This is a genomic window from Empedobacter sp. UBA6745 (genome assembly GCF_002453775.1).
GTDB classification, from domain to species: domain Bacteria; phylum Bacteroidota; class Bacteroidia; order Flavobacteriales; family Weeksellaceae; genus Empedobacter; species Empedobacter falsenii_C.
Window position 1 is genome coordinate 69,309 of sequence record NZ_DKHL01000051.1, and the last position, 25,645, is coordinate 94,953.

The following is a 25,645-nucleotide window of genomic DNA, read 5'->3' on the forward strand; positions in this document are numbered from 1 at the left end:
TGCTTTCATTGCGAAAGCTACTCTCATAATTGAGAAGAACAATTTCAGTAATTTCTTCCATTAATCAACAAGATATTCAGTTATTATACTGAGATGCAAAGTTAAATATTATATTTTTGTATCACCAAAAAAAAGCAAACAAAATTTACATATTTATTAAAATGTTGAAAATTATTAAAATAGGAGGCGGAATTATCGATAACGAGCAAGACTTAGAGCAATTCCTACAAACGTTTTCCGAAATTAAAGAACCAAAAATTTTGGTTCATGGTGGAGGAAAAGGTGCTTCGAAGATGTTAAATCAATTGGGAATCGAACCAAAAATGATCGAAGGTCGTCGCATTACAGACAAACCAACATTGGATGTTGTGACAGGATTATATGCAGGAAATTTGAACAAATCTATCGTTTCTAAATTGCAAGAATTTGGATGCAATGCGTTAGGTTTATCGGGTGCAGATGGTAATGCTATAAAAGGTTCTAAGCGTCCTGTAAAAACTATTGATTATGGTTTTGTAGGAGATTTGAATGATAAAAGCGTCAACAAAGAATTATTTCAATTATTAATTGACAACAATATTACGCCAGTTGTTTGTGCAATTACACATGATGGAAATGGACAATTGTTAAACACCAATGCAGATACTATTGCCTCTACAATTGCGGTTGCAATGTCACAAGAAAATGAAGTAGAGTTAAATTTCTGTTTTGATAAAATTGGTGTACTTCATGATGTAAATGATGACACAACATTGATCCCAAAAATTAACGAAACTTTATATTTGCAGTTAAAAGAAGAAGGTGTAATTTTCGAAGGAATGATTCCGAAATTAGACAATTCATTCAAAGTAATCAATGCGGGTGTAAAAAATGTATGTTTGGTACACGCGCGCAACATTAACTCAGAGATTAAAACAATTTTATGTTAGAATTAGCTGTTCTCAAAAAGAAAGCTGTCGATTTGTTGTGTCAATTAATCGAAACTCAATCTTTTTCAAGTGAAGAAGATAAAACGGCCGATATTATTTTCAAGTTTTTAACTGATCATGGCGCTACAGCTCATCGTCAGAATAACAATGTTTGGAGTATTCATCCAAATTTTGATGAGAACAAAAAAACAATTTTATTAAACTCTCATCATGACACGGTAAAATTTGGTTCTTCTTGGACGTATGATCCATTGAAAGCAACGATAGAAGGTGATAAATTAGTAGGTTTAGGAAGTAATGATGCAGGAGCTTCTGCGGTAAGTTTATTGGCAACGTATATCAATTTCTTGAATGATGATTTACCATTTAATCTGATTGTCGCAATTACGGCTGAAGAAGAAAGTTCAGGCCAATTGAATGTTGCAAGTATTTTACCGAATCTACCAAAAATCGATTTGGGAATTGTAGGAGAACCTACGCAAATGGACATGGCAATTGCAGAACGTGGTTTGGTTGTGATGGACGTAATTGTAAAAGGAAAAACTGGACATGCTGCAAGAAATGAAGGTGTAAATGCTATTTACGAAGCAATTGATGTGATGAATTGGTTCAAAACTTATCAATTCGAAAGAGTTTCTGATATGTTAGGACCAGTAAAAATGACAGTTACACAAATTGAAGCAGGAAAACAACACAATGTAGTTCCTGATGAATGTCGTTTGGTTGTAGATTGTCGTGTAAACGAATTATATTCAAATCCAGAAGTTGTTGATATTATTTCAAGTTGTTTGCCAAAAGCAGAAGTTAAAGCACGTTCATTGCGTTTAAATTCTTCACGCATTTCAGAAAATCATCCAATTGTACAAAAAGGAATCGAATTAGGTTGTACAACTTATGGTTCACCAACGATGTCAGATCAAGCAATGATGAATTTCGAAACGGTAAAAATGGGACCTGGAGATTCTGCTCGTTCTCATACTCCTGACGAATATATTTATTTATCAGAAATAGAACACGGAATTGAGCGATACACAAGTTTATTAAAAGGCTTTACGTTTTAAATTAATAATAACTCTTATAATCAAAAAAGCATCTTCATTCAATTGAAGATGCTTTTTAATTTTATCAAATCTGATAAAGAAAACCAACGCGGATTTTATTAAAAACATAAAATGTGTTCTAAAAATTATACACAAAAAAAGAGGCTAATTAATTTTAGCCTCTTTTTTATATATGAAATTAAGTCTTACTCAATTTGCATTTTAACTGGAATGTTGAAATTCAACTTCGCAGCACGACCATCTTCTGTTTGAGCAGGAACAATCGTTTTTCCTCTTTTTTGTTGACGTTGTGTAATACGCTCTAAAGCTTTTTTAGCTTCAGGACCTAATTTAGCATCACCCATTGGAGAAATACCTACAATTCTACCATTCGTATCAATTTGGAATGAAAGTTTTGCAGCTACAACACCTGATAAACCTTGACCAGCAGCATCATTCGCAAAATCTTGCAACTCGTCTTGTAAATCTTGAGATAACTTTCTAGATAAACAGTCTGTAGCAGCTTGTTTACCTTTTGCAGCATCTTTCTCACAACCAGGATATACCGCCATTACAGCCGCTGTACGAGCAGTTACTGTAGATGGAGCAGCAGGTTCTGTACCTTTTCCTGGGTTAGGAGTCGCTGGCGTATCTTTTGGTGCTTCTTTTTTAGTATTTACTTCATTAGCACCACCAGTTTGTGTTGTTGATTTTGGACCTTCTCTATCTACTAAACCTAAATCTTTATCTGCCATTTCCTTTACTTCAGGAACGGTTTCTTCTTTTTTAGGCTGAGCTTTAGGTTCTGGCATAACCACTTTCACCTGAGCTGTTTCTTCTTGATATCTTTGTTCTGGCTCTGGTTTTGGTGGTTCTGGTTCAACTACTTCCTCCTCTTTTGGAGGTTCAGGAATATTCAAATCCTCAAGCTGAACATCTACGACTACATCTTCTGACTTTTTACTTTCAAACAAACCTGTCGCAGAAGCAATAAGACCAAAAGCTAAAATCGCAATTACTATAAATCCACGAATGAAAGCTTTCAATAAAGTACTCTTCTCTGACATTCTCATGTCATAAGCTCCATACGCTTTATTTCTACCTTCAAATACTATCTCGTCTAAGGATTTTAGTTTGTTGTTATTTTCTGACATTTTAATTCTTTTAAATTTAACAATTAAACTAATTATTTACCTACTTTTTCGTCAAACACTTTTTGTTCAAAAGGTGCAACAGGTACGATTCCGTAACGAGTAGACTTTGTAATTTCCATTTCATCTAAGATAGTTACTAAATTATCATACGTGGCATCATCCATCGGTTTAATAATTACTGTAAACTTATCTTTATCTGCTCTACCTTGTGCTGCTGTAATAACATCACGAACTTTAGAGTAGTCAGTTTCATTAAGTGTTCCTACATTTAATCCTGCCTCATCTTGTTGATGCCAAAATAACTTGTTATCCTTTCCAATTAAAATAGACAAAGAGTTTGCTAATTTAATTTCAGGAATATCTGTTGGTTTTGGTGTATCAATTTTTGGAGGCATGTTCAAGTTCATTACGTTTGGTTTGATCGATGTCGCTGCAAACATAAAGAAAGTAATTAATAAGAAACCTAAATCAACCAAAGGAGCCATATCGACTTTCGTCGAATTCTTTTTGGAACGGACTTTCTTTCCGCCACCGTCATCGTGACTTTCTATTTGTGCCATTTTCTAATTTCTTAATAATTATTCTTGAGATGTAATTAACTGGAACTTATTCATATTTTTCATTTGCAATTGTTGAATCAAATTTTTGAATTGTTTGTATTCAGATTTTTGATCCCCTTTAATTGCTAAGAAAACATCTGGGTTCACTTCTTTTGCTTCAAATACCCAATCAATTAATTCTTGATTTTTCTCAGGTATCGTATCTAATGGAATACCAGGATGATATGATTGTTGTTTATCAGCAGGCTGATTCAAATAATTTCTCATCTCTTTCATTGGTACACCAAACTCTACTATGCTTTTGAATGCATTCTTTTCAGCATCTGTAAACTTTACTCCGTACTTATCACCCATCTTCTCTAATGTTGCGATACGATCCTTTTCTTCTAATCCGAATAAGAACTTACCTTCACCATCAATTTTAATGATCATCATGTTTTCAGCTGCCATTTTTTGGTTCGAAACAGATGTTGGTGTTACGACAGGAACAACTTCAGGTTCTCTAAAGTTAGATGTCAAAATAAAGAAAGTTAACAAAAGCCAAGCCATGTCAGACATAGCTGTTAAGTCCATCGAAGGACCTCTTCTTTTTGGTTTTACTCTTGCCATTTTCTCTGTATTATTAATTAATATTCTAAATTGTTTGTTGTTTGATTTTGTCCTTATACTATCCTTCTAAGGCTTCGTCAATTGAATATTAATTGTGAGCAGAGAAAGATTGTTGGATACTCATTCCTACTTCGTCAATTTTGAATGTTAAATCATCAATTTTAGAAGTTAAGAAAGCATACATAATAATAGCGAATGCAGAAGCACCAATACCCATACCTGTATTAATTAAGGCTTCGGCAATACCTACTGATAATTGAGCTGCATCTGGAGATCCTCCACCTTCACCTAATGCGAAGAATGCTTTAATCATCCCGATTACTGTACCCATTAAGGCGATTAACGTACCTACAGAAGCAATTGTAGAAATGATTGTCATGTTTTTCTCTAACGTTGGCATTTCTAATGTAGTCGCTTCTTCTAACGTTTTACCTAATTGAGCTAATTTTTGCTCTTTGTTTAACGTTGTGTCGTTTTCTAAAGCTTTGTAAGTTGTTAAACCTTCTTTAACTACGTTACCTACAGCTCCTTTTTGTTTGTCACATAATTCAATTGCTTTGTTAACCTCATTTTTGTTTAATAAAGCACGAATGTCATTTACAAACTTCTCAGCAGACCCTGTTCCTTTTGCTTTGTTTAAAGCGATAACACGGTCAATTGAGAAAACGATTACCATAAAGAAGAAAGACATTAAGAATGGAATAATCACCCCTCCTTTATGAATAATTCCTAAAAAGTTTAAAGGATTACCTTTTTCTACATCACCTCCTTCGAAATTACCTTCTGCTCCAAATACAAATCTGAAGATCCCCATTGCGATTGCAATTAAAATGATCATAGTAATCACAGGGTTAAGACCTCCCTTTTTAGTTTTAGCTGGTACTGTTACATTCTTTTCCATTTACTAATTCTTTTAAATATTATGATTTTTATTAATGTGGGTGTAAATTAAGTGAAAATTTTTTAATTCTTCTAAATTTTTTGCGTTGTTATCACGTTAAATTTCAATTTCACTCAAAATCAACACTATTTTTTACCGAATTGATAACTTAATTTTCAACAATACAGTAAAAATTCCTAAAACAACCTATTAATTTTAAAAACTATTAATCTTTTCATTAACTAACCTAATCGCAAATTTATTCAATAATTATACATATTTATATTTTTTTTTAAGAATTAAATTATTATTTTGACTTTTGCACTTCAATAATTATAAATGCTATGAAAGTTTGTATTGCCGAAAAACCTAGTGTTGCTAAAGATATCGCCAAAGTAATTGGTGCGAATCAAAAGCACGATGGATACTATGAAGGAAATGGATTTCAGGTCACTTGGACTTTCGGACACTTGTGTACATTAAAAGAACCGCAAGATTATACACCCGAGTGGAAAAGCTGGGATCTTAATTATCTGCCAATGATTCCGCAAAGTTTCGGAATTAAATTAATTGCAGATAAAGGTGTCTCGAAACAATTTCATATCATCGAAAAATTAGTCACGAACGATCAAGTCGACGAGATTATAAACTGTGGCGATGCTGGACAAGAGGGAGAATTGATACAACGTTGGGTGTTATTAAAAGCGCGTGCAAAAGCACCAATGAAGCGTTTGTGGATTTCTTCGTTGACAGAAGAAGCGATTAAAGAAGGTTTTGATAACCTGAAAGATGGAGAAAAATATTTCAATCTTTTTTCTGCTGGACAAGCGCGTGCAATCGGCGATTGGTTATTAGGAATGAACGCTACGCGATTGTTTACCAAAAAATTTGCGCCGCCAAAAACGGTTCTTTCTATTGGTCGTGTGCAAACACCTACTTTGGCAATGATTGTTCAACGTCAAAAAGAAATAAATGCCTTTGTGGTTGATGAATATTGGGAATTAAAAACAATTTTCAAAGAAGTAGAATTTAATGCAACAATACCTCGTTTAAAATCTGAAGAAAAAGCTAAACAAGGTTTAGATTTTATCAAAGATCGAGAGTTTGAAATTATTGATTTCGAAGTAAAAGAGGGACGCGAAAAAAATCCTCGCCTATTCGATTTGACTGCTTTACAAGTAGAAGCGAATAAAAAATATGCGTTTTCGGCAGAGAATACCTTAAAATATATACAAAGTCTTTACGAGAAAAAATTTGTGACTTATCCTCGTGTTGATACCACTTATCTTTCAGAAGATATTCATCCTAAAGTTCCAGGAATTTTAAATAAATTAACCGCTTATCAAAATTTGATTGCTCCTTTGATGACGCAACCAATTCCTATGTCGAAAGCAGTTTTTGATAACACAAAAGTAACCGATCACCACGCTATTATTCCGACCGAAATCTTTCCACAAGGTTTATCGAACGAAGAAAAACGTATTTATGATTTGGTTGCACGACGTTTTATTGCTGTTTTTTATCCAGAATGTAAAGTTGCCAACACAACGGTTGAAGGAAAAGTTGAAAATACAGGAAAAGATGGACAACTTTCTGCGATAAATTTTAAAGCTACGGGAAAACAGATTCTCGAAATGGGCTGGCGTGAAGTCTATGCAAAAGATAAAAAGGAAGACGAAAAAGATGAGGAAAAAATAATGCCGATTTTTGAGATTGGAGAAAAAGGTCCTCACGAACCATTTATTCACAAAGGAAAAACAACTCCGCCAAAACATTATACAGAAGCGACTCTATTGCGCGGAATGGAAACTGCTGGACGACAAGTGGATGATGAAGAAATGCGCGAATTGATGAAAGAAAATGGAATTGGTCGACCTTCTACGCGTGCAAATATTATCGAAACCTTGTTTCGTAGAAAATACATCGAAAAGAAAAAACGTAATATAATTGCGACACAAACGGGTATTGATTTAATTGATACCATTCAAGATGAATTATTAAAATCTCCTGAATTGACTGGTGTTTGGGAACGAAAACTTCGTTTGATTGAAAAAGGTGAATACGAATTAGAACAATTCAAACAAGAATTGATTGAAATGGTTTCGAAATTGACATTTGATGTGAAAAATAGTTACTTCAGACCAATTGCTTCTCATCAGAATTCAGCTCAAATAGAGGAAAAACCAAAGAAAGAGCGCAAACCAAAAGAAGAAATTAATCTGGAAAATGCAACTTGTCCAAAATGTAAAACACATAAATTAGTCAAAGGAAAAGCAGCTTATGGATGTGCAAACTTTAAAGAATGTGGATTCAAAATTCCATTTGAGTTTATGGGTAAAAAACTAACTGATAAACAGATTTTGGATTTGGTTACCAAACAAAAAACTGGAAAAATGGCTGGCTTAATCAATCCTGAAAATGGAGAAAAAGTTACTGGTAAAGCTATTTTGGGAATGAATTTCGATTTAGAATTTGAAGAAATGTAAAAAAAGCGAGTTTTGAAATTTGAAACTCGCTAATTATATTTCTCTAATGTCTCATTTAAAATTGTTTTGATTTTTTCTTTCAGTTTTTTTGGTTCGATAATCGTAACCGAACGACTCATAGAAAGAATTTCACTGATAAAATCTTCGGTCAAAAATAATTCTAAACCAATTAAAACTTCATCATCTTTAGTTTCTAAAATTTGCTGAGATTCGTGCAAAGGTAAAGATTCTAAATAGGCTGCTTGTTTTTTGGTCACAGAAAGTACTATTTTCTCTGGTTTTTCTGAACTTGGAACAATAATGCCGTACGAATACTTGTATTTATCATTGTAATTAAACTCTATATTATCATCAATTTTTTCTTTCAGAATCGAAACTTTATTCATTCGTTCCAAGCCAAAATTTTTGACAATTCCTTTGTCATCAGCAATCAAATACCATCGGTTATTGTGCTCTCTAATTGCAATTGGAGAAACTTTACGAATCGTTTCTTTTTCCTCTCCAAATTTTTGATAATGAAATTCAATTTTCTTTTTTCCTTGAATTGCTTGTACAATATCTGGTAAAAATTCGGCGCGTTTTGGCTTTCTTTTTTCCAAATACACAATAGATTCGAGCGAATTTGTCAATTTCAAAGCAGAAAAACTATTAATTTCTTCTAAAGTTTTCAGAAATAAATCAGAGCTATAATCGTCTTGAATAATATAATATCCACGCTGACTGCGACTATACATTATATCAATTCCCAATATATTTCTGATTTCTTGAATATCGCGCTGTAATGTACGTTTAGAGAAATTAAACTCTAATGTATCATCATTAAGTTGAAGCATTTCAAATTCTCTTTCCAAAAAACGCTCTAAATCTTCATAAGAACAATATTTTTGTTGTGATAATTTACGAACAATATTGAAATAACGCGCGATATAACCTTGTTTTGACATTGAATTGGAAGTGTTTTAACAAACTTAAGTTATCTCTAACTAAAAACAAAAAAAAGTAACATTTCGTTACAAAATGTTACTTTTTCATCATTAATAAAAATGAAATATTCGAAAAAACGGATTCTATTTTTTAGTTTTTTTCACTTTTGTTTTTACATCTTTTGCTTCTTGCACAACTTCATCAGCTACTGTTGCTACAGAATCTACAGCTGCTGTAACAGTATCAATTGTAGCAGTTGTTGCTTCCACTACTCCTGATTCGTTTACTTGAGCTGTCTCAATAAAATTAGAAATTTTATCAATAATTTCTGCATTTGAAGTAGGCTCGTTCTTCACTTTTACACTTAAATATATTGAAGGAGCTGCATTATCTTGAATATAATTTGAATCATTTTGATATACTCCATCATTTTTAACAGCTGTTGAATTTAAATTATCTGTTAATTCTTTTGCTACTTTTATTGTTTCATCAAAAGCAACATTTTGTTTAAAAACTACTGCTGCAACTTTATTTGTATTGTCATCAGTTTTATCAAAGTTTAATGTCATAATTAACTCAGGTTTTAAACTATCGATGATTGATCTTTTCTCTTCTTCTTTTAATCCTTTTGTTAAATCTTTCCATAAAAGAACTTGAACATTTTCTTTATTCAAAGATTCAACTTTAGATTTAAATTCAGTAGCTATATTAGTCCCTGAATCTGCTGCAATGTTATCAACAATATCTAAAATAACAACTTTTGGTGCATCTTCTACAACTTTGTATGATGATTGCGTTGCTACCGGAATTTCATTTTTTGTAGTAAAAGAGAAAGAAACTAACCCTATTGCTACGATTCCTAATACTTGCGTCAATTTTTTCATAATAAATGTGTTTTGTTTAAAAATGATACTTTTTAAATAGTTAGTACATTATAAAACTTTGCAGACACTGTTCCGAAAAATCTTAATTAATCCTAAGAAATGTTATAATTTTCTTAAATCAGACAATAAATCTATTCTAACGTTGATTAATAGAGAGATTGAAAAAGGAAATAAAAAAACTCAATCTTTCGATTGAGTCATTATATTTATTTACATGCAGCAATAATCTGCACAAAATCATCATATTTTAATGAAGCTCCACCAACAAGACCGCCGTCAATATCTGGTTGAGCAAAAATTTCGTCCGCATTCTGTGCATTTACACTTCCTCCGTATAAAATACTTGTATCATTCGCTACTTCAACTCCAAATTCATCATTCAAAACTTTACGAATAAATGCATGAATTTCTTGCGCTTGCTCTGGTGTAGCTGTTTTTCCAGTTCCAATTGCCCAAACTGGTTCGTAAGCAATAATCAAACGAGAAAGATCTTCTGGTTTTTGTGCAACTAAAGCGTCTAACAATTGAGTTTTTACAACATCAAAATGTTTCTCTGCTTCACGTTCCTCCAATTTTTCTCCAACACAAAGAATTGGATTTATTTGATACTTGAACGCTTGTTTTAATTTCTCAGCAATGATAATATCTGTTTCTCCTTGATATTCTCTGCGCTCAGAATGTCCAATAATGGCAAAATCTAATCCGATACTATCTAATTGTTCAGCCGAAATATCCCCTGTATACGCTCCTTTTTCATGAGCTGAAATATCTTGCGAAGAAACTTTTATATATTGTTCATCTACAGCTTCTAATAATGTTTGCAAATAAATAGAAGGAGGCGCAATAATAACTTGAGCAATCGGCTGATTATCTGCTACCCAAGCATTAAGATTTGTTGCCAAATGAATTGCCTCTTCATAGTTTAAGTTCATTTTCCAGTTTCCTGCTACGATTCTATCACGCATAAAAAAGTGTATTTTATTTTGGTTTAATATTTACTGCAAGATAATTATTTCTCTTGAAATTAAAACTGATTTATTTTATGCGAACACGAGGATCTAAAACTCCGTAAAGAATATCTACTAAAATATTAATTACAATAAACATCACAGCAATTACTAAAACAGCTCCCATAACAATTGGTAAATCTAATGTATTCAAGGCGTTTACGATTTCTTTTCCTAAACCATTCCAACCAAAAACAAATTCTACAAAAACAGAACCTGCCAACATCGAAGCGAACCAACCAGAAATCGCTGTTACAACTGGATTCATTGCATTTCGCAAAGCATGTTTTGTAATAACAGTTTTTCTTGATAAACCTTTTGCAAAAGCTGTTCTAATATAATCTTGATTCAAAACTTCTAACAAAGAATTTCGCGTTAGTTGTGTAAAAACAGCTAACGGACGAGATCCTAATGTAATCGCTGGAAGAATAAGATTTTTCAACATCAAATGTTTTCCTTCTCCCAAATCATCCACTTCATACAGACTTCCAATCATATTCAGTCCTGTAATATCATGCATCAAAAATGCAAAAATATAGGCAATGATAATCGCCGAAAAGAAAGATGGAATACTCATCCCAAAACTTGTAACAACTAACAAAACACGATCAATCCACGTATCTTTCATCAAAGCAGAAACAATTCCTAACGCAACCCCAATTATCGTTGCAATAATAATAGCCGCAATTGCTAAAACCATTGTATTTGGCAAAGTTTCTTCAATAATTGTACTGACGCTTTTTCCTTGTTTTTGAAAAGATTCACGTAAATAAGGCGTTTTCAAAACCATTTCATTTGTTCCGAAATCCATCAATTTTGTGTAATTGTATTTATCAGAACTTAATGAAGTATATGTTGTATTGTTTTCGTCTATATTATGAAATGAAATCGGCGATAAATCATTTATATAAAAAGCATATTGTTTCCATAAAGGTTGATCTAAACCTAAGTTTTTTCTAATTTGAGCCAATTGTTCAGGATCTTCTTTCTGATCAAGCATCATACGTGCAGGATCTCCAGGAAGAACAGAAAACAATAGAAAAACTACAGTCACAACACCAAAAAGCGTTAGAAATCCGTAGAAAATTTTATTTAAAATATAATTAATCACTTTTTAAAATAATTCTTCTAATCGATTAATTGATGGAAAATCGTTGTCATGATATTTCGCTTTTACCGTTCCTTTTTCTAAAATCATCACTCCTGGATTTGAGCGAATAATTGTTTTCATCGTTGTTTGATCCATAAAACAATTCTCCAATTCTAAACCTTTAATTGGATTATTCGAAACCGCTGTCACAACAAAACCTTTTGCTTTCGCTTCTTTTCCTAGAGTATTTAATTTCGCAATTTGTTTCTCGTTTACTTTTTCAACAAAAGGAATGACAAAAACGATCGCTTTCGGCGCATTCAAAATTTCAGAAGTTTTATCAACACCATTGCAATCAAAATTAAAATCGTGAATTGGTGGTTCGTACCCTTTTTTCTCCACAATTGTACGCGTTTTATCCGCTTCAATCACCCAAGGCGTTCCGTGTTTGTACCACTTATCATCTGCAATATATTGCGAATCATCAATTTCAACCACTTTTCCATCTACACTATTTTTCATGGTGTAAATCGTTTTATATGTTGTTGGTTTTAAACCTAATTCTTGCGGAGATTTCATTCCTTCAATCAAATTTTTTCCAACTGCATAAGGTCTAAAATCGATGATTGGTAAATGATTAATTCCGATATAAGCAATAATTGCAGAACCTAAAATTGTAACAAAATTGATTACATAATTCGCTTTTTCAACGAATAAAGGTTTAATATATTTTTGACCAATCACTAAAATAATTATCAACACCAAAAGCACAACATCTTTGTAAAATGATGTCCAAGGTTCTAGTTTTAGCGCATCACCAAAACACCCACAATCGGTTACTTTATTGAAGTAAGCTGAATAAAATGTCAAGAATGTGAAGAAAATAATCGTTAACAATAAAGCTATTGTCGTAAATCTTTTCCAAACGCCAAGCAATAATAAAACGCCTAAAACTATTTCAAAAATGGAGAAAAATGTTGCCAAAGGCAAACTCAAACTTTCTAAAAATGGAATATTAAGAACTGTTGGTGAGAAATATTCTTCTAATTTGAAACTTAATCCAATTGGATCAACGTTTTTTACAAATCCAGAAATTATAAAAATAACTCCAACTATAATTCGAGCAAATTGTACCAAATACCTCATGAAGTTTTCTTTTCGTTAATTAAAATCATGGCGAAAATCGAATAATTAATCATATCCAAATAATTTGCATCCAAACCTTCTGATACAATCGTTTTTCCTTTATTATCTTCGATACTTTTTGTGCGCAAAACTTTCTGATAAATCAAATCTGTGATCGAACTCACACGCATATCTCGCCAAGCTTCACCGTAATCATGATTTTTTTTCATCATCAAATCATGCGCAATTGTCGCATATTTATCATAAAAATCGATAGCTTGTTCGTCCGTTAAATCTGGCTGATCTGCGAAACCAAGTTCTAGCTGAATCAATGCCATAATCGAATAATTTACAATCGCCACAAATTCTCCTTCTTCGTCTTCATCAACCAAACGCTCTGTCGCTTCTTGCAACGTACGAATGCGATTTACCTTAATAAAAATTTGATCTGTCAACGATGGTAAACGCAGTACACGCCAAGCCGGACCGTAATCTTGTAATTTTTTTGTATATAAATCTCTACAAACAGAGATGATTTCTTTAAATTGAATTGAGGTATTTTTCATAATTTCGTTTCGATTTCAAAAATAATTGAAATTGCTTAAAGAACTTCTAAGATATGACAATTAATTGTAATGGTCGTTTGATTGATTTGAACGAGCCTAAAATTATGGGAATTTTGAATACAACGCCAAACTCTTTTTATGATGGAGGCAGTAATCAATCGATGAATTTGATTTTAGAAAAAGTTGAAAAACATTTGTCCGAAGGTGCTGATATGATTGATATTGGTGGTTATTCGACAAAACCTGGAGCTGAAAATATTTCGGAGCAAGAAGAAATTGATAGAACTGCGCCAATTATTGAAAAAATTATTGAAGAATATCCAGAATTGATTATTTCGGTTGATACTTTTCGAGGAAATGTAGCGCGCGAAGCTGTAAAAGTTGGCGCTTCTATTATAAATGATGTTTCGGGTTGGGAATTGGACGAAAATATGTTTGATGCAATCAAAGAACTTCGAGTTCCGTACATTTTGATGCACATGAAAGGAACACCGAAAACGATGCAAAATAATCCTGAATATGCAGATCTTACACTGGAAGTAAACGAATATTTTTCGCAGAAAATTGCACAGTTAAAAGCTGCAAAAGTTAATGATATTATTTTGGATCCTGGTTTTGGTTTTGCAAAAACATTGGATCATAATTACGAATTATTCAGTAAAATGGAAGCTTTAGGTTTTGAAGGTTTTCCTTTGTTGGTCGGAATTTCGAGAAAATCAATGATTTATAATTTGTTCGAAACAACTCCGCAAGAAGCTTTAAACGGAACTTCTGTGCTGAATATGGTTGCGTTACAAAAAGGTGCAAAAATTTTGCGTGTGCATGATGTAAAAGAAGCGAAAGAAACCTTACAAATTTTTCATAAATTGAATCAAAAATAAAAAAGAAAGCCACTAAAAAGTGGCTTTTATTTTTAATCAATGATTTTACTATTTGGAAAGAAAACTTTAAACGTATCTACAATATTGATATCCGAAGTCAAAATTTGCCAATGTGAATCTTTCACAAATTCAAACACGACTTCATTGTCATATAAATTTTCGTCCTCAATATTTACATGCAAATTATTTTCTTTTCGATCTCCAATAATCAACGCTTCCGTTACATGTTCCATTTTGTAACATAAACTTTCTAACTGATCATATTCCACAAAAATTCCGTCTTGTTGATCAATGACTTCTTGCAATTCGAAAACCGAATATTCGTCCGTTTCACTTTCGCCATCAACCCAAAGAATTTTCCAAAAATAATCATGTATATCTTTTATAGGAGCAATCACCTCTTCCATTCGTTGAATTTGGTTTTCGTCTTCTCCGTAAATTTCTATTTTATAAGTTTCCATATCTTGTGCAAAATTAAAAAAGTAACTTTAAATTAAAGTTACTTTTTAATTATTTATGCTTTTTCTAACTCATGTTTCACACGTTTTTCAGATTTGATATCCATAATCTGAATTGATTCTTTACTAAAAATCTTAAACGAATGTTCATGTTTTTCTAATAGAAAATCATAAGGTCCTTTTGGCGCGATTAATTTCACTAAAACTGGCGCAGTTTCTAACGAGATAAACACAAGAGCTATAAAAATAGCTGCAGTTCCTAAAATTGGATTATTAACTGATAATTCATCTAAAGCCTGCATACGTGCTGCAAATCCATTGTAATTTTCTTCGGTTGGTTTAGCTGCATCAATTTCTTTCTCTTTCGCCACATTTAACCGATCCAATTCTTTGTTAATTTCAGTCAAACGAGGTGCAGATTGTTGAATATAAGTTTCGATTTCGGCAGCTTTTTGCTTTTTCAATTCGGCTTTTCGTTTCGCATTTGGTCCATAACCTTCGCGACCAGTTGTTGTTTCAGTTTGTGTACCCACAACTTCTTTTTCCAATTCGGTAGAAGCAGAATTATACTCATTTCTTAATTTATCAATTTCTGCATAAATTTCTTTTCGTTCATTCGAAAAAGGCGTTCCCAATTCAGCATAACGTGCATCAATTCCTTTTTGTAATTCTGCTTTATTTCGATTGACAATAATATTCAATTGCTTGTTAATTTCTTTCTCGAAAATTTTTAATTCTAACGGTTTCGAAATCACAATACCTAATAAAACTGCAACCAAAATACGTGGCAAAGCAACAAAAAACTGACGAAAAAATCCACCTGATTTTTTCATTGATGTGACAATATATCGGTCAAGATTAAAAATCATCAATCCCCACAACAAACCAAAACCTGTTGCTGCATATATATTATCAAAAACAGTGTTCAACGCATATCCAGCAGACAAAGCTGCCAAAATCCCTGTAAATAATATGACACCTCCAATACCGACATGCTTGTTGATATCTGTTGGTGTTTTTTTCAAGAGTTCAAGACTACTCCCTGAACAGATGATTAAAAATTTCTGTAGTCCATTCATTTTGCAAATATAGTACTTTGTATAACATATTATTAAATATCGTGCCAAAAAAAGCTGACAATCAAATTGTCAACTTATATTTTTAAAAAAAACTTACTTAATCAAAATTAAGCTTGTTCTTCTATTTTAATTCTCCATCCGTAAGGATCATCAGATAATCCGTATTGAATATCTTTTAATTTCTTTTTCAATTGTAATGCAAAAGAATCTTCTTCAGCTAAAGTTGGTAATTGAGCACGCTCTTCACCAAAACCTACTGCATCATATTGTGTAATTACAACAGCAGTTCCACATCCAAATACTTCTTTTAATTCTCCTGATTTATAAGCATCATACATTTCTTGTACTTCTACAGGACGCACTTCTACTTCATATCCGTTATCTTTTGCTAAAGTTAAAACAGAATCACGAGTAACTCCATTCAAAATACGCTCAGAAGTTGGAGCTGTTAAAATTTTGTTTCCAATACGTACCATTACGTTCATTGTACCAGCTTCTTCGATAAATTTGTGCTCGATAGAATCTGTCCAAATCACTTGATCATAACCATCTTTTTGCGCTTCAGAAGTTGGGAAAAATGATCCCGCATAATTACCACCACATTTAGCAAAACCAACACCACCTTGTGCAGAACGGCTGTAGAAATCAGCAATTTTAACTGACAAAGGTTTGTCATAATAATTAGGTGCATAAGCTAATAAAATTGCAAAAATATATTCGTTAGATGCTCTTGCAGAAACTGCTTCTTCTGTTGCAAACATTACTGGACGAATATATAATGACGTTCCGTAATCTTTTGGTACCCATTGACGATCGATATCAATAATTGCTTCTAAACCATCAATAAAAATTTCTTTCGGAATTTGAGGCATATTAAGACGAGCCGCAGATAAATTAAAACGTTCGAAGTTTTTCTCTGGACGGAAAATAAATACTTCTTCATTATCATTTTTGTAGGCTTTCATTCCTTCAAAAATTGTTTGACCATAATGGAAAGACATCGCTGCTGGCGTCATTGAAATTGGTCCGTAAGGAACAATTTTTGGCTCATCCCATTTACCATCTTTGTAATGCGCGATCAACATGTGATCTGTAAACTCTTTCCCAAAAGTAGTCGAGTTGAAAACTGAATCGTTAAATTTTGATTCAGCAATTTTTTCTATAATCATTTTACGATATATTTTGTTTGTGCTTATCAAAGGTACATTTTATTTGCACTTTTTCATAATAAAAATCATAACTTTCGACGATGAAAAGAATTATTCAAGAAACGGAAGATGGTTCAAAAACTATCTATATTGAAGATTGGGATGAATCTTATCATTCCAAACATGGCGCTGTACAAGAGGCTTTTCATGTATTTATACAAAATGGATTTCATCATTTTACAGAAACAAAAAATCCTATAAAAATTATAGAAATTGGATTAGGTACGGGACTTAATTCTTTCATTACTTTGATAGAAGCGGAGAAACATAAAATTTCTGTGCAATATGTTGGAATCGAAAAATTTCCGGTTTCTGATGAAGAATTTGAATTGGTGAATTATTTTGAAAATGTTTTCAAACTTTATCCGGAATTTGAACATCGAAAAGAAGAATTTTTAGATTATTATCAACAATTATTTCATTCGAGTTGGGAAAATTGGCATAAAATTTCTCCATATTTTGAAATTAAAAAAGTAGAAGAAGATTTTTTCAATCTGAAAAATATCAACGAAAATAATTTTGATTTAGTTTATTTTGACGCTTTTGGTTCTCGTGTTCAACCAGAATTATGGGAAAAAGAATTGTTAGAAATTGTTGATTCTTTAATTAAAAAATCTGCCATTTTTACTACTTATGCAGCGAAAGGAACCATAAAAAGAGGATTGAAAGATTTGGGCTATATTGTACAAAAACGTCCTGGACCTCCAGGAAAACGTGAAATGATGGTTGGTTTGAAAGACTTTCCATTTGATAAATAATCTCCTTTATCATTAATTATAAAAATCGTAAATTTGCAGCTGAAAACAATTTGATGTTTTCTACATTTTTTTATGACAAATTATATCGAATATAAATTTAAAGTTGCGGAAGTAGAGCCTTTTAATGAAATTATTATTGCAATGATTTCTGAATTACCTTTTGAAAGTTTTGTTGAAAACGAAGAAGGTTTTGATGCTTACATGCCAAAAACTGACGAAAATATTGACCAAGTAAAAGAAGTTATTGATTCTATCGAGAATATTGATTTTTCTTATACGCGTCAAGAAATTGAACAACAAAATTGGAATGCAACTTGGGAAGAAAATTTCACACCAATTTTAGTCAACGACCAATGTTTGATTCGTGCAGAATTTCACGAAACAGTTGAAAATATTCCGTACGAAATTATCATTCAACCAAAAATGTCTTTTGGGACTGGACACCACTCTACAACACACTTGATGGTAGAATATATCTTGGAAACTGAATTTACTGGAAAAGATATTTTGGACATGGGTTGTGGAACGTCAATTCTTGCAATTTTAGGAATGAAACGTGATGCAAATTATGCAGAATGTATCGATATTGACGAATGGGCTGTGGAGAATTCTATCGAAAATGGAAAACGAAATGGTGTTAGTTTAGATGCTAAAATGGGTGATAATTCACTTTTGGGAAGCAAACAATTTGACATTATTTTAGCGAATATCAACAAAAATATTTTAATCAGTCAAATTCCTTCTTATATCAATGTTTTGAATGAAAATGGAGATTTATTCTTAAGTGGATTAATGGAGCAAGATTTTGATGATATCTTAGCTTTCTGTACAGAAAATGGTTTGAAATTTGTATCTAAAAAACAACGAAATGAGTGGATTGCACTACATTTCAAAAAATAAAATGATATGACAAAATACGCAACGCAACCCATGTGGGAAACGGAAAAAGATTCGGCTGTTGATGTATTGGAACAGGAATCGCACAAATATCAAATTATTGTTTACAATGACGATGTGAATACTTTTGATTGGGTAATCGAGTCGTTGATTGATGTTTGTGAACACACGCCAGAACAAGCGGAACAATGTTCTATTTTGATTCACTACAAAGGTAAATGCGAAGTCTTGACTGGTGAATTAGAAGATTTAAAACCTCGATGCACAGAATTATTGAACCGAGGTTTAAGTGCAGAAATTATTTAGAATTTCTTAATAATCATATAAAGCAAAATCAGAATCGTCTAATGTTACATTGGACGATTTTTTGTTTTGATCGCTCACTATATATGAATCATAAATCTTCTCGTAAACGTGATTTTCAGTTTTTGTATCCACAACTTCTGTAGATTTTTCTGTAGAATTAATCACAAAAGGAGTAACAACCAATGCTAATAGCAATATACAAGCAGCTGCCCACCAAATATTGAAATGTATAACTTTTGTTTCTTTTTTATCAATAGTTTTCGATAAAATTGATTGTTCTAAATCATTAAAATAATTAGTTGGAGTTGTATAATTTTCCTTTTGTTTTAAGCTTTTAAGATAAATTTCATCTTCTAAATTCTTAAAATAATTCTCAGGAATTTTAAAATTATTTTTTAATCCATTTTCTTTCATATCATACATAAGACAAAAAAAAGTTAAAAAGGTTTAATCTTCATCCTCTAAAAATTCTTTAATTTTTGTAACAGCATGATGATAAGATGCCTTTAGTGCACCAACAGATGTGCCTAAAATTTCAGAAATCTGCTCATATTTCATTTCATCATAATATTTCATCATAAATACTACACGTTGCTTTTCTGGCAAACTTGCGATTGCTTTTTGTAATTTCAACTCAATTTCGTCACCTGTATAATATTCATCCGTAGATAAATCATCCGCAATATTCATCGAATAATCTTCGAACGAAACATTTTGTTCCTTGGCATTTTTATGAATAAAATTGATTGTTTCATTATAGGCTATCCTAAAAATCCATGTCGATAATTTCGATTCATTTTTGAATGAATTCAAATTTTGATAAATCTTGATAAAAACATTTTGAGCAATATCATCCGCATCTTCATGAATCAAAACCATACGACGAATTTGCCAATAAACTCTCTGATGATAATCTTTTACAAGAAGTTTAAAAGCTTGTTCCCAATCCTTATTTAAAATGTGATCTAATATTTTCTGATCCAATTGAATAATATTAAGCTGTAAAGCTATTAAATTTGAAATGATAAACTTCTAATATTATTTCAAGTAATCTATATTTTATCTTTTTTTTAAGAAGTTTAATTCCCTATCTGATCATTTTAGAGATTATAAATACTTAATAAACGTTTATTTTTTAACAAAACATTAAAATAGCTGATTTAAAACGAATTAAAAACGGTTTATTATTATTAAAAATTTAAAACTTATTCTATATTTGAAATACCAAACTATAACTCTATTACCTATGAAACAATTCAATACAAACAAATTTTGTAAATTATTATATAATTTACTTCTTCCACATTTACATTATAAAATTAAATAAAAAGTTGGGATTACATTCCTTGCTTTCTACTAACATATTTATTATTAACCCAAAAACTATTTAATTATGAAAAAGTCAATTAATGATTTTCAAGTAGAGAAATTAGAAGACAGAAAAGAGTTTATCTTCTATTGTTTGTTACATTTATTCTGTGGAGGTCACGGAGGTGGATCAACAACTCCAGATCCAGGTCCTGGAGGCGGAGATCAATAAGATGTAAAAATAAAAAAGAACTTAGTCATACTAAGTTCTTTTGTTTTTATATAAATAAATCACCTACAAAGTTTATAGGTGATTATTTTTTTTTATCTAGTCACTCCGTATACTGTTACATTAATTGGTGATTGAAAACTAGAATTAGCACAATAAGTACCTGTTGAACCGTTTGTATTACTAAATCCTAATCCTACAGATATTTTGCCATTATTCAACGTGAAATTATTACCAGAGGACTGATTTGTTGAATTGAAATGGTTATTTCCTACAATCTTAAATCCTATTTTTACTTTCTGATCAATATTTGCAGGAATATTATTTACAGGAGCTAAAATTGTAATTTTTCTTCTTGCACAATAACCCTGATCAGCTAGATTAACAAATGGAAATATTTTATTGGCGACTAAAACATCATTAATAAAAACTCCCATTGCAATACTAAAATCAAAAGTTCCTCCTCCTGGTTTTACAAGCATTGCATTTACTTTTACAAAAGCATCAGCTGTTTTTGCAAATTTAAAAGTTGGTTGAAAACCTGCTGGTACAATTGTCCAATAATTAGAAGTCATTGCATTCAAGTTTGTTCCATTAATATGGTTTGAATTAGTCATTGATGATAATGTAGTATTACCTGAGTTATTTATGTTACTAAAAGGAGATAATACATCTACTCCAATACTTGTATTTGAAGCTCCATCATAATTAGTAAAAAAGTAGGGTGAACTAAAGTCTTTATCAGAACTAAATGAAACTGAATCTAATAATTTAACCCATAAATGTTGATCATCATCCCAATAAAAATATCCATAAAAATCTTCATTTAATCCACCATTTTTATTTGGGCTAAAAACAATAGCTCCTCCTTTTGGTTCTTTAGTATAAGGGTGAACATTATATGCCGTTATATTATACTCTGGTAAAGCTACAGCTTGATTAGATGAACTTATTTCTAAACCAACTGAAGAATCTGTAGTTGTATTTGTATCTCTAGATATAATAACTTGAGCTATGCTATATTGAGCTATAAATGGTAATATATATAATAACTTTTTCATAATTAATTATTTAGAATAGATGGATTTTCTTGAATTTTTATACTTAATAATCCTTCATTTACAGATTGATTAGGTAAATACCCATCTGTAGATGATATACCGCAGTTAGAATTTCTACTATTATAAGTTACATTTACAGTAGCATTAGAATTTAATATATTTCTATTCTTAACTGCAACTTGTATGGTATGTTTTCCATTAGACAAATCATTCGTAAGACCTCTTAAACTAAATACATTATACATACAATTTCGAGTAGAATTACCTGCTAAAGAAAAAGGACTATACACAGTTAATTTACCATCTACAAAAATTCCTACATCATAACTTATCGCTTTCTCTGCTGAAGCACTATATGCTTCTACAAAACCTGTTAATCGATAAAAAATAATATTTTTTGAATTATATATTTGAAATTCTTGAGTAAAATTGGGCAACACTTGCCATCTTTTACTTGTATCCGTAATCAAATCCCCTAAATTATTTTGCCAAGAATTCGCATAAGGTCCTGTAGTAGGATTATTAGTCGCCGAAACAATATCGGTTGTACTTGGTAAGGGGTAATTTTTTAAATTAGCAAGATTAGTTAACGAACCTTCATTCTTAGTTGAAACAAAAGGGGTCCAAGCTCCTAAAGATGAAGTATAATTATACCAAAAATAAGGTCCTTTATCATTTCCTAAAGAGGTATTTGTATTATAAATTAATAAACCTGATTGTAAATTTGAACCTAAACTAAGATCTACGTTAGTTTTATCTTTTCGATCCTTCATTGCATTTCTTGGTAAAACAAAGGTCTTATCATTTTTTGTAGAAGTTGTACTTTGTTTAGAATCTAAAATCAAGTTATCATTGGTTACATTAGTCGATAAAGCTACCTGTGCATTAACAGCACTTGATAAGACAATTATTGAAAGTAATATTTTTTTCATAGGTTTACTCTTTTACTGTTAATATTAATCTTGATTTCATTACTTCAGATGGTAAATTAGTACATGTTCCTATAGATTTTCCAAATGTGTAAGCATATGTAGTTGCTGGTGTAGATAAATCATAACTTCTTCGTGGATGTATTCTCACATCTATTGTATGATCTTGAGTAGTTGACAAATTGAGAATTATTCCATCCAAATCTACAGGAACAAAACCACAGCTATTTGAAGTAAAATTACCTGTATAATTTTCAACATATTTTAATTGTCCATCTACAAAAACTCCTATTGCAAAGGTCAATAAACTATTACTTTGTTGAATTTGAGCAATTCCTGTAAACGTAAAAGACACTTTGTTATTAGGCTTATTTGTACGTACTATTTTTGAAATATTTAATGGTATAAAATTTCTATTAGTTGCAATAGTTCCTGATTGATTGAACGTATAATTAGGTAGAGTTGTTTCACTACCTTGAACATAACTCTTATCACTTCCAATATCAATACCATTTGCATTTGCAGAATACATCACAGAAGAATTTAACTGTGCAATAACATTTTCAAAATCTAACAAAGCACGCCATTTTGATCCATCCCAAAAATGAAACCCCTCTCCTAAAGCTCTATTTGTATTATATACAATCATTTGAGAGGCATCTCCTTGTTTAGGAAAATTAACTCCAGAGGAATTTTTAAGTTCTGTTAATGAATTCAATGATATTCGTGGAAGTAAAACACCTTTATCAGAAAAATTAACATAAATACCATCAGTAGCATTATCTATTTCTGGTTTATTTTTATTTGATATTTCTACCTGGGCATATAAAACAGATAAAAATAACGTCGCTAAAAAAGTAAAATTCTTTAACATAGGTTTATAGTTGTTTATGATTATTTACAGATTAATACAATCGTAGATTACAATAAAATTTTTCTAAAAAAAATTAATGTAAAAACGAAATATCCAGTGTTGATTTTATAAAATCTGCATGAAGTAATTTGCAGAAAAAATAATAGAGAGTCTTTTCATAGTAATTGGTAGTTTTATAATTTTAGGTGAAGTAAATATATTACTAAAATCATTAATTATCAAATATTTAACAAAATTATTTTTATACTTCCTATAAAAATTATACTTTCGTATCAACTTAAAACTACCCTAAATGAGCCAAATTAATCAACTATTTTTTCGAGAAGTTGTCGACTTTCTAACTGAGAATGTGAAAATTAATCGTTTAAAAAAAGATCAATTAGACCTAGTTGCAAAAACGTATTATAATTACATTATTCACTTAGATAAATTAATAGATCAAGAAATTATTATTGAAAAAAATTTACTTGATTCTAATCCTTTAGTTAACTTAACTAATCATTACGAACTTTGTATTAAGACACTTATCAAATTGTTTGGTGAAGATTCTTCTATTTTCGAAAGTAAAGCAAAATACAGTAAAATTTATTTTGATGCTTTAATCAAAGAAAAATTATGGGATTTCGATTCAACTATTTTATCCAAAGAAGAATTTGAACAAATTGCTGTAGAAAAGCATATTCCAGTCTTTTTTATTGTAGATGGAATAAATCTTTTACAATCTGATTATCCATCAGAAGATATAAAATTGATGCTATCTTATATTTTCAAAGGAATACAAATGTATGATGACATAACAGATATTGGTGATGATTTACGAGAAAAACAATTCACTTATATTATTTCAAATACTATTCAGTTTCTTAAAAACGACAACGATTATCACCCAGATAATCAACTCTATACACACAAAGCTTTCTTTGCTCTTGAAGAATTATCTAATCCTCAATTTGAATTTATGGAAGAACAATTTTCTGCTGCAAAAGAAATTGCATTAAAGTATGATTTAGTAAAAATTGCTAATTGGATAGATGCAATCGATATTCAACTTAAAGATTGGAAAAACCAAATAGATGAGATCAGAAATGCTTAGTACATTAACAGATATAAATTTTTCTTTCACAAAAAAAAATGAGCAAACTTGGGTCTTAGAACATTCAGAAAAATTTTTTATTGTAAGTGAAGAAATAAAAATTTTATTAGAAATCTTAAAACGAAATCACTATAATCTTGAGAACTCTTATCAAGACTTCATTCAAGAATTTGATTATGTTTCTAATGAAGATTTCGACAAAATTGTAAAACAAAATCTAAAAAGTTTAGAGTTAGATAAAGTAAATAGTCAGCAAAAAAAAGAAAAATCATTTATTCTTTTCGAAACAAAATTAATTTCTAAAGAAAACGCAGCTTCAATTTCAAAACTATTACAGCCTCTATTTCAACCTACTTTCTTTTGGATTGTATTTACAATATTATTTAGCCTCTCTATATATAATCTTACTCAAATGCATCATTTTCATCTTGAGAAAGAATATATGCTTCTTTTATTTCTATTGTATTTAGTGAGTGCTTTTATTCATGAATTTGGACATGTTGCAGCTTGTAATAGATTTACAAAAAAAAATGGAGAAGTTGGGGTTGGAATTTATTTCATTTTTCCAGTCTTTTATTCAAATATCACGCCCATTTGGTCTGCCAAAAAACAAGAACGAATTATTACAAACTTAGCAGGCGTTTATGTACAACTTTTTATAATTGCAGCATTATATATCGTCTATCTTATTACACATAATCACCAATTATTAGATGTGATAGGTATTAGTACAATGATTATTCTTTATCAATTGATTCCATTTATTCGTACAGATGGCTATTGGATAGTCTCGGATCTTACAGATATTCCAAATCTTTTACCAAGTAGTACTAATAGCGTAAGCAGGTTCTTTAAAAATCCTTTCAAGTTTAAATTAACAAGTAAAAAAGAAACATTTATATTTTTATATGGTCTTTTCAACCAATTTGTGATGATCTACATTGTATATAGAATAATAATCACTTATCAATACAAATTAATTTCTGGATCGATAGATTTGATAAAAACAATCTTTAACCAACCCAAGGAAATAATCAACTATTTGAATACTAATATTGAATTGATGATTATTTCTATAGTTTTCTATTTGATTATGTTCAATCTAATAAAACGAATCTTTAACAAATAATATTAAGACGTTCCCTCGCTCTTTTCCTTTCATTTATATTTATTCATAGAATATAAGCAAAAGAATATAAACATTAATAATGTAAGAGCTGAGTTATGAATAATAAGTTAAGACATAAGATTTAAGGCTTACAGAATAAAAGTTCTGAGTAAAAAAAAGGGAAGCTTCTTGTTGACTAATT

28 protein-coding genes are annotated in these 25,645 nt (G+C 30.8%); 10 read left to right on the top strand and 18 right to left on the bottom strand.

Features of this window, described 5'->3' with window-relative positions; genetic code table 11:
• Nucleotides 1–161 precede the first annotated feature (161 nt).
• The gene (gene argB, locus B4H69_RS14985) at nucleotides 162–929 is read left to right on the top strand and encodes an acetylglutamate kinase (protein ID WP_180905954.1); all 768 of its coding nucleotides are present in this window, start codon (nucleotides 162–164) and stop codon (nucleotides 927–929) included.
• A complete protein-coding gene (locus B4H69_RS14990) occupies nucleotides 923–1,990 on the top strand; it encodes a M20 family metallo-hydrolase (RefSeq protein WP_180905953.1) in 1,068 nt (355 codons plus the stop codon). Before argB ends, B4H69_RS14990 begins: the two co-directional genes overlap by 7 nt.
• Nucleotides 1,991–2,175: 185 nt before the next feature.
• Here the strand turns inward: B4H69_RS14990 and B4H69_RS14995 are convergent, their stop codons facing one another.
• The 4 genes from B4H69_RS14995 to B4H69_RS15010 all read right to left on the bottom strand — a co-directional run bounded on the left by B4H69_RS14995 (nucleotide 2,176) and on the right by B4H69_RS15010 (nucleotide 5,193).
• Nucleotides 2,176–3,123 carry a hypothetical protein gene (locus B4H69_RS14995; protein WP_180905952.1) on the bottom strand — a complete coding sequence of 316 codons (948 nt, stop codon included), beginning with the start codon at nucleotides 3,121–3,123 and terminating at the stop codon, nucleotides 2,176–2,178.
• 32 nt (nucleotides 3,124–3,155) lie between these two features.
• Nucleotides 3,156–3,683, bottom strand: coding sequence for an ExbD/TolR family protein (locus tag B4H69_RS15000; RefSeq protein ID WP_180905951.1), 528 nt, complete (start codon nucleotides 3,681–3,683; stop codon nucleotides 3,156–3,158).
• 18 nt (nucleotides 3,684–3,701) lie between these two features.
• A complete protein-coding gene (locus tag B4H69_RS15005) occupies nucleotides 3,702–4,292 on the bottom strand; it encodes a biopolymer transporter ExbD (protein WP_180905950.1) in 591 nt (196 codons plus the stop codon).
• Between the two features lie 88 nt (nucleotides 4,293–4,380).
• A complete protein-coding gene (locus B4H69_RS15010; RefSeq protein ID WP_180905949.1) occupies nucleotides 4,381–5,193 on the bottom strand; it encodes a MotA/TolQ/ExbB proton channel family protein in 813 nt (270 codons plus the stop codon).
• A 323-nt stretch (nucleotides 5,194–5,516) separates the two neighbouring features.
• Between B4H69_RS15010 and B4H69_RS15015 the strand changes: the two genes are divergently transcribed.
• The gene (locus tag B4H69_RS15015) at nucleotides 5,517–7,658 is read left to right on the top strand and encodes a type IA DNA topoisomerase (RefSeq protein WP_180905948.1); all 2,142 of its coding nucleotides are present in this window, start codon (nucleotides 5,517–5,519) and stop codon (nucleotides 7,656–7,658) included.
• A gap of 29 nt (nucleotides 7,659–7,687) precedes the next feature.
• Here B4H69_RS15015 and B4H69_RS15020 read toward each other — a convergent pair whose 3' ends face one another.
• From B4H69_RS15020 to B4H69_RS15045, 6 genes are all read right to left on the bottom strand, one after another.
• Nucleotides 7,688–8,602 (bottom strand): helix-turn-helix transcriptional regulator, encoded by a 915-nt coding sequence (locus B4H69_RS15020; protein ID WP_291094706.1) that lies wholly within the window; start codon nucleotides 8,600–8,602, stop codon nucleotides 7,688–7,690.
• 123 nt (nucleotides 8,603–8,725) lie between these two features.
• Nucleotides 8,726–9,466: a hypothetical protein gene (locus tag B4H69_RS15025; protein WP_135836847.1), complete on the bottom strand. Its 741-nt coding sequence runs from the start codon at nucleotides 9,464–9,466 to the stop codon at nucleotides 8,726–8,728.
• 206 nt (nucleotides 9,467–9,672) lie between these two features.
• Complete coding sequence (gene tpiA / locus B4H69_RS15030; protein WP_291094709.1) at nucleotides 9,673–10,431, bottom strand: triose-phosphate isomerase; 759 nt, start codon at nucleotides 10,429–10,431, stop codon at nucleotides 9,673–9,675.
• A gap of 70 nt (nucleotides 10,432–10,501) precedes the next feature.
• Entirely contained in the window at nucleotides 10,502–11,584 is a 1,083-nt protein-coding gene (locus B4H69_RS15035; RefSeq protein WP_135836845.1) for an ABC transporter permease, read from the bottom strand.
• Nucleotides 11,585–11,587: 3 nt separating this feature from the next.
• On the bottom strand, nucleotides 11,588–12,709 hold the full coding sequence (locus tag B4H69_RS15040; RefSeq protein WP_291094712.1) for a BT_3928 family protein: 1,122 nt from the start codon (nucleotides 12,707–12,709) through the stop codon (nucleotides 11,588–11,590).
• Nucleotides 12,706–13,254, bottom strand: coding sequence for a DUF1599 domain-containing protein (locus tag B4H69_RS15045; protein WP_280051635.1), 549 nt, complete (start codon nucleotides 13,252–13,254; stop codon nucleotides 12,706–12,708). Before B4H69_RS15045 ends, B4H69_RS15040 begins: the two co-directional genes overlap by 4 nt.
• Nucleotides 13,255–13,307: 53 nt before the next feature.
• Here B4H69_RS15045 and folP point away from each other — a divergent pair, with 53 nt between their 5' ends.
• Nucleotides 13,308–14,135 carry a dihydropteroate synthase gene (gene folP, locus B4H69_RS15050; RefSeq protein WP_291094716.1) on the top strand — a complete coding sequence of 276 codons (828 nt, stop codon included), beginning with the start codon at nucleotides 13,308–13,310 and terminating at the stop codon, nucleotides 14,133–14,135.
• 32 nt (nucleotides 14,136–14,167) lie between these two features.
• Here folP and B4H69_RS15055 read toward each other — a convergent pair whose 3' ends face one another.
• The 3 genes from B4H69_RS15055 to B4H69_RS15065 all read right to left on the bottom strand — a co-directional run bounded on the left by B4H69_RS15055 (nucleotide 14,168) and on the right by B4H69_RS15065 (nucleotide 16,841).
• Nucleotides 14,168–14,596 carry a hypothetical protein gene (locus B4H69_RS15055; RefSeq protein WP_038336880.1) on the bottom strand — a complete coding sequence of 143 codons (429 nt, stop codon included), beginning with the start codon at nucleotides 14,594–14,596 and terminating at the stop codon, nucleotides 14,168–14,170.
• A 53-nt stretch (nucleotides 14,597–14,649) separates the two neighbouring features.
• Nucleotides 14,650–15,672, bottom strand: coding sequence for a DUF4407 domain-containing protein (locus tag B4H69_RS15060; RefSeq protein WP_052217982.1), 1,023 nt, complete (start codon nucleotides 15,670–15,672; stop codon nucleotides 14,650–14,652).
• Between the two features lie 107 nt (nucleotides 15,673–15,779).
• Nucleotides 15,780–16,841 (bottom strand): branched-chain amino acid aminotransferase, encoded by a 1,062-nt coding sequence (locus B4H69_RS15065; RefSeq protein ID WP_291094722.1) that lies wholly within the window; start codon nucleotides 16,839–16,841, stop codon nucleotides 15,780–15,782.
• An 80-nt stretch (nucleotides 16,842–16,921) separates the two neighbouring features.
• Between B4H69_RS15065 and mnmD the strand changes: the two genes are divergently transcribed.
• From mnmD to B4H69_RS15080, 3 genes are all read left to right on the top strand, one after another.
• Nucleotides 16,922–17,638 (top strand): tRNA (5-methylaminomethyl-2-thiouridine)(34)-methyltransferase MnmD, encoded by a 717-nt coding sequence (gene mnmD / locus B4H69_RS15070; RefSeq protein WP_180905938.1) that lies wholly within the window; start codon nucleotides 16,922–16,924, stop codon nucleotides 17,636–17,638.
• Nucleotides 17,639–17,710: 72 nt separating this feature from the next.
• Nucleotides 17,711–18,538 carry a 50S ribosomal protein L11 methyltransferase gene (gene prmA / locus B4H69_RS15075; protein WP_180905937.1) on the top strand — a complete coding sequence of 276 codons (828 nt, stop codon included), beginning with the start codon at nucleotides 17,711–17,713 and terminating at the stop codon, nucleotides 18,536–18,538.
• A 6-nt stretch (nucleotides 18,539–18,544) separates the two neighbouring features.
• Nucleotides 18,545–18,841, top strand: a complete 297-nt coding sequence (locus B4H69_RS15080) for an ATP-dependent Clp protease adaptor ClpS (RefSeq protein ID WP_180905936.1) — start codon at nucleotides 18,545–18,547, stop codon at nucleotides 18,839–18,841.
• A 6-nt stretch (nucleotides 18,842–18,847) separates the two neighbouring features.
• Here B4H69_RS15080 and B4H69_RS15085 read toward each other — a convergent pair whose 3' ends face one another.
• Both B4H69_RS15085 and B4H69_RS15090 read right to left on the bottom strand, forming a co-directional pair.
• Entirely contained in the window at nucleotides 18,848–19,264 is a 417-nt protein-coding gene (locus B4H69_RS15085) for a hypothetical protein (protein ID WP_185655201.1), read from the bottom strand.
• A 24-nt stretch (nucleotides 19,265–19,288) separates the two neighbouring features.
• Nucleotides 19,289–19,825 carry an RNA polymerase sigma factor gene (locus tag B4H69_RS15090; protein WP_180905934.1) on the bottom strand — a complete coding sequence of 179 codons (537 nt, stop codon included), beginning with the start codon at nucleotides 19,823–19,825 and terminating at the stop codon, nucleotides 19,289–19,291.
• A gap of 409 nt (nucleotides 19,826–20,234) precedes the next feature.
• Here B4H69_RS15090 and B4H69_RS15095 point away from each other — a divergent pair, with 409 nt between their 5' ends.
• Entirely contained in the window at nucleotides 20,235–20,381 is a 147-nt protein-coding gene (locus B4H69_RS15095; protein ID WP_180905933.1) for a hypothetical protein, read from the top strand.
• A 92-nt stretch (nucleotides 20,382–20,473) separates the two neighbouring features.
• Here the strand turns inward: B4H69_RS15095 and B4H69_RS15100 are convergent, their stop codons facing one another.
• From B4H69_RS15100 to B4H69_RS15110, 3 genes are read right to left on the bottom strand one after another with little or no spacing between them, the layout of a single operon-like run.
• Nucleotides 20,474–21,439, bottom strand: a complete 966-nt coding sequence (locus B4H69_RS15100) for a hypothetical protein (protein WP_180905932.1) — start codon at nucleotides 21,437–21,439, stop codon at nucleotides 20,474–20,476.
• A gap of 2 nt (nucleotides 21,440–21,441) precedes the next feature.
• Nucleotides 21,442–22,371, bottom strand: coding sequence for a hypothetical protein (locus tag B4H69_RS15105; protein WP_180905931.1), 930 nt, complete (start codon nucleotides 22,369–22,371; stop codon nucleotides 21,442–21,444).
• Nucleotides 22,372–22,375: 4 nt separating this feature from the next.
• On the bottom strand, nucleotides 22,376–23,242 hold the full coding sequence (locus B4H69_RS15110) for a hypothetical protein (RefSeq protein ID WP_180905930.1): 867 nt from the start codon (nucleotides 23,240–23,242) through the stop codon (nucleotides 22,376–22,378).
• A gap of 292 nt (nucleotides 23,243–23,534) precedes the next feature.
• Here B4H69_RS15110 and B4H69_RS15115 point away from each other — a divergent pair, with 292 nt between their 5' ends.
• Both B4H69_RS15115 and B4H69_RS15120 read left to right on the top strand, forming a co-directional pair.
• Nucleotides 23,535–24,335: a hypothetical protein gene (locus B4H69_RS15115; protein ID WP_180905929.1), complete on the top strand. Its 801-nt coding sequence runs from the start codon at nucleotides 23,535–23,537 to the stop codon at nucleotides 24,333–24,335.
• Entirely contained in the window at nucleotides 24,316–25,464 is a 1,149-nt protein-coding gene (locus B4H69_RS15120; protein WP_180905928.1) for a hypothetical protein, read from the top strand. The genes B4H69_RS15115 and B4H69_RS15120 overlap by 20 nt, the downstream gene beginning before the upstream one ends.
• Nucleotides 25,465–25,645 lie beyond the last annotated feature (181 nt).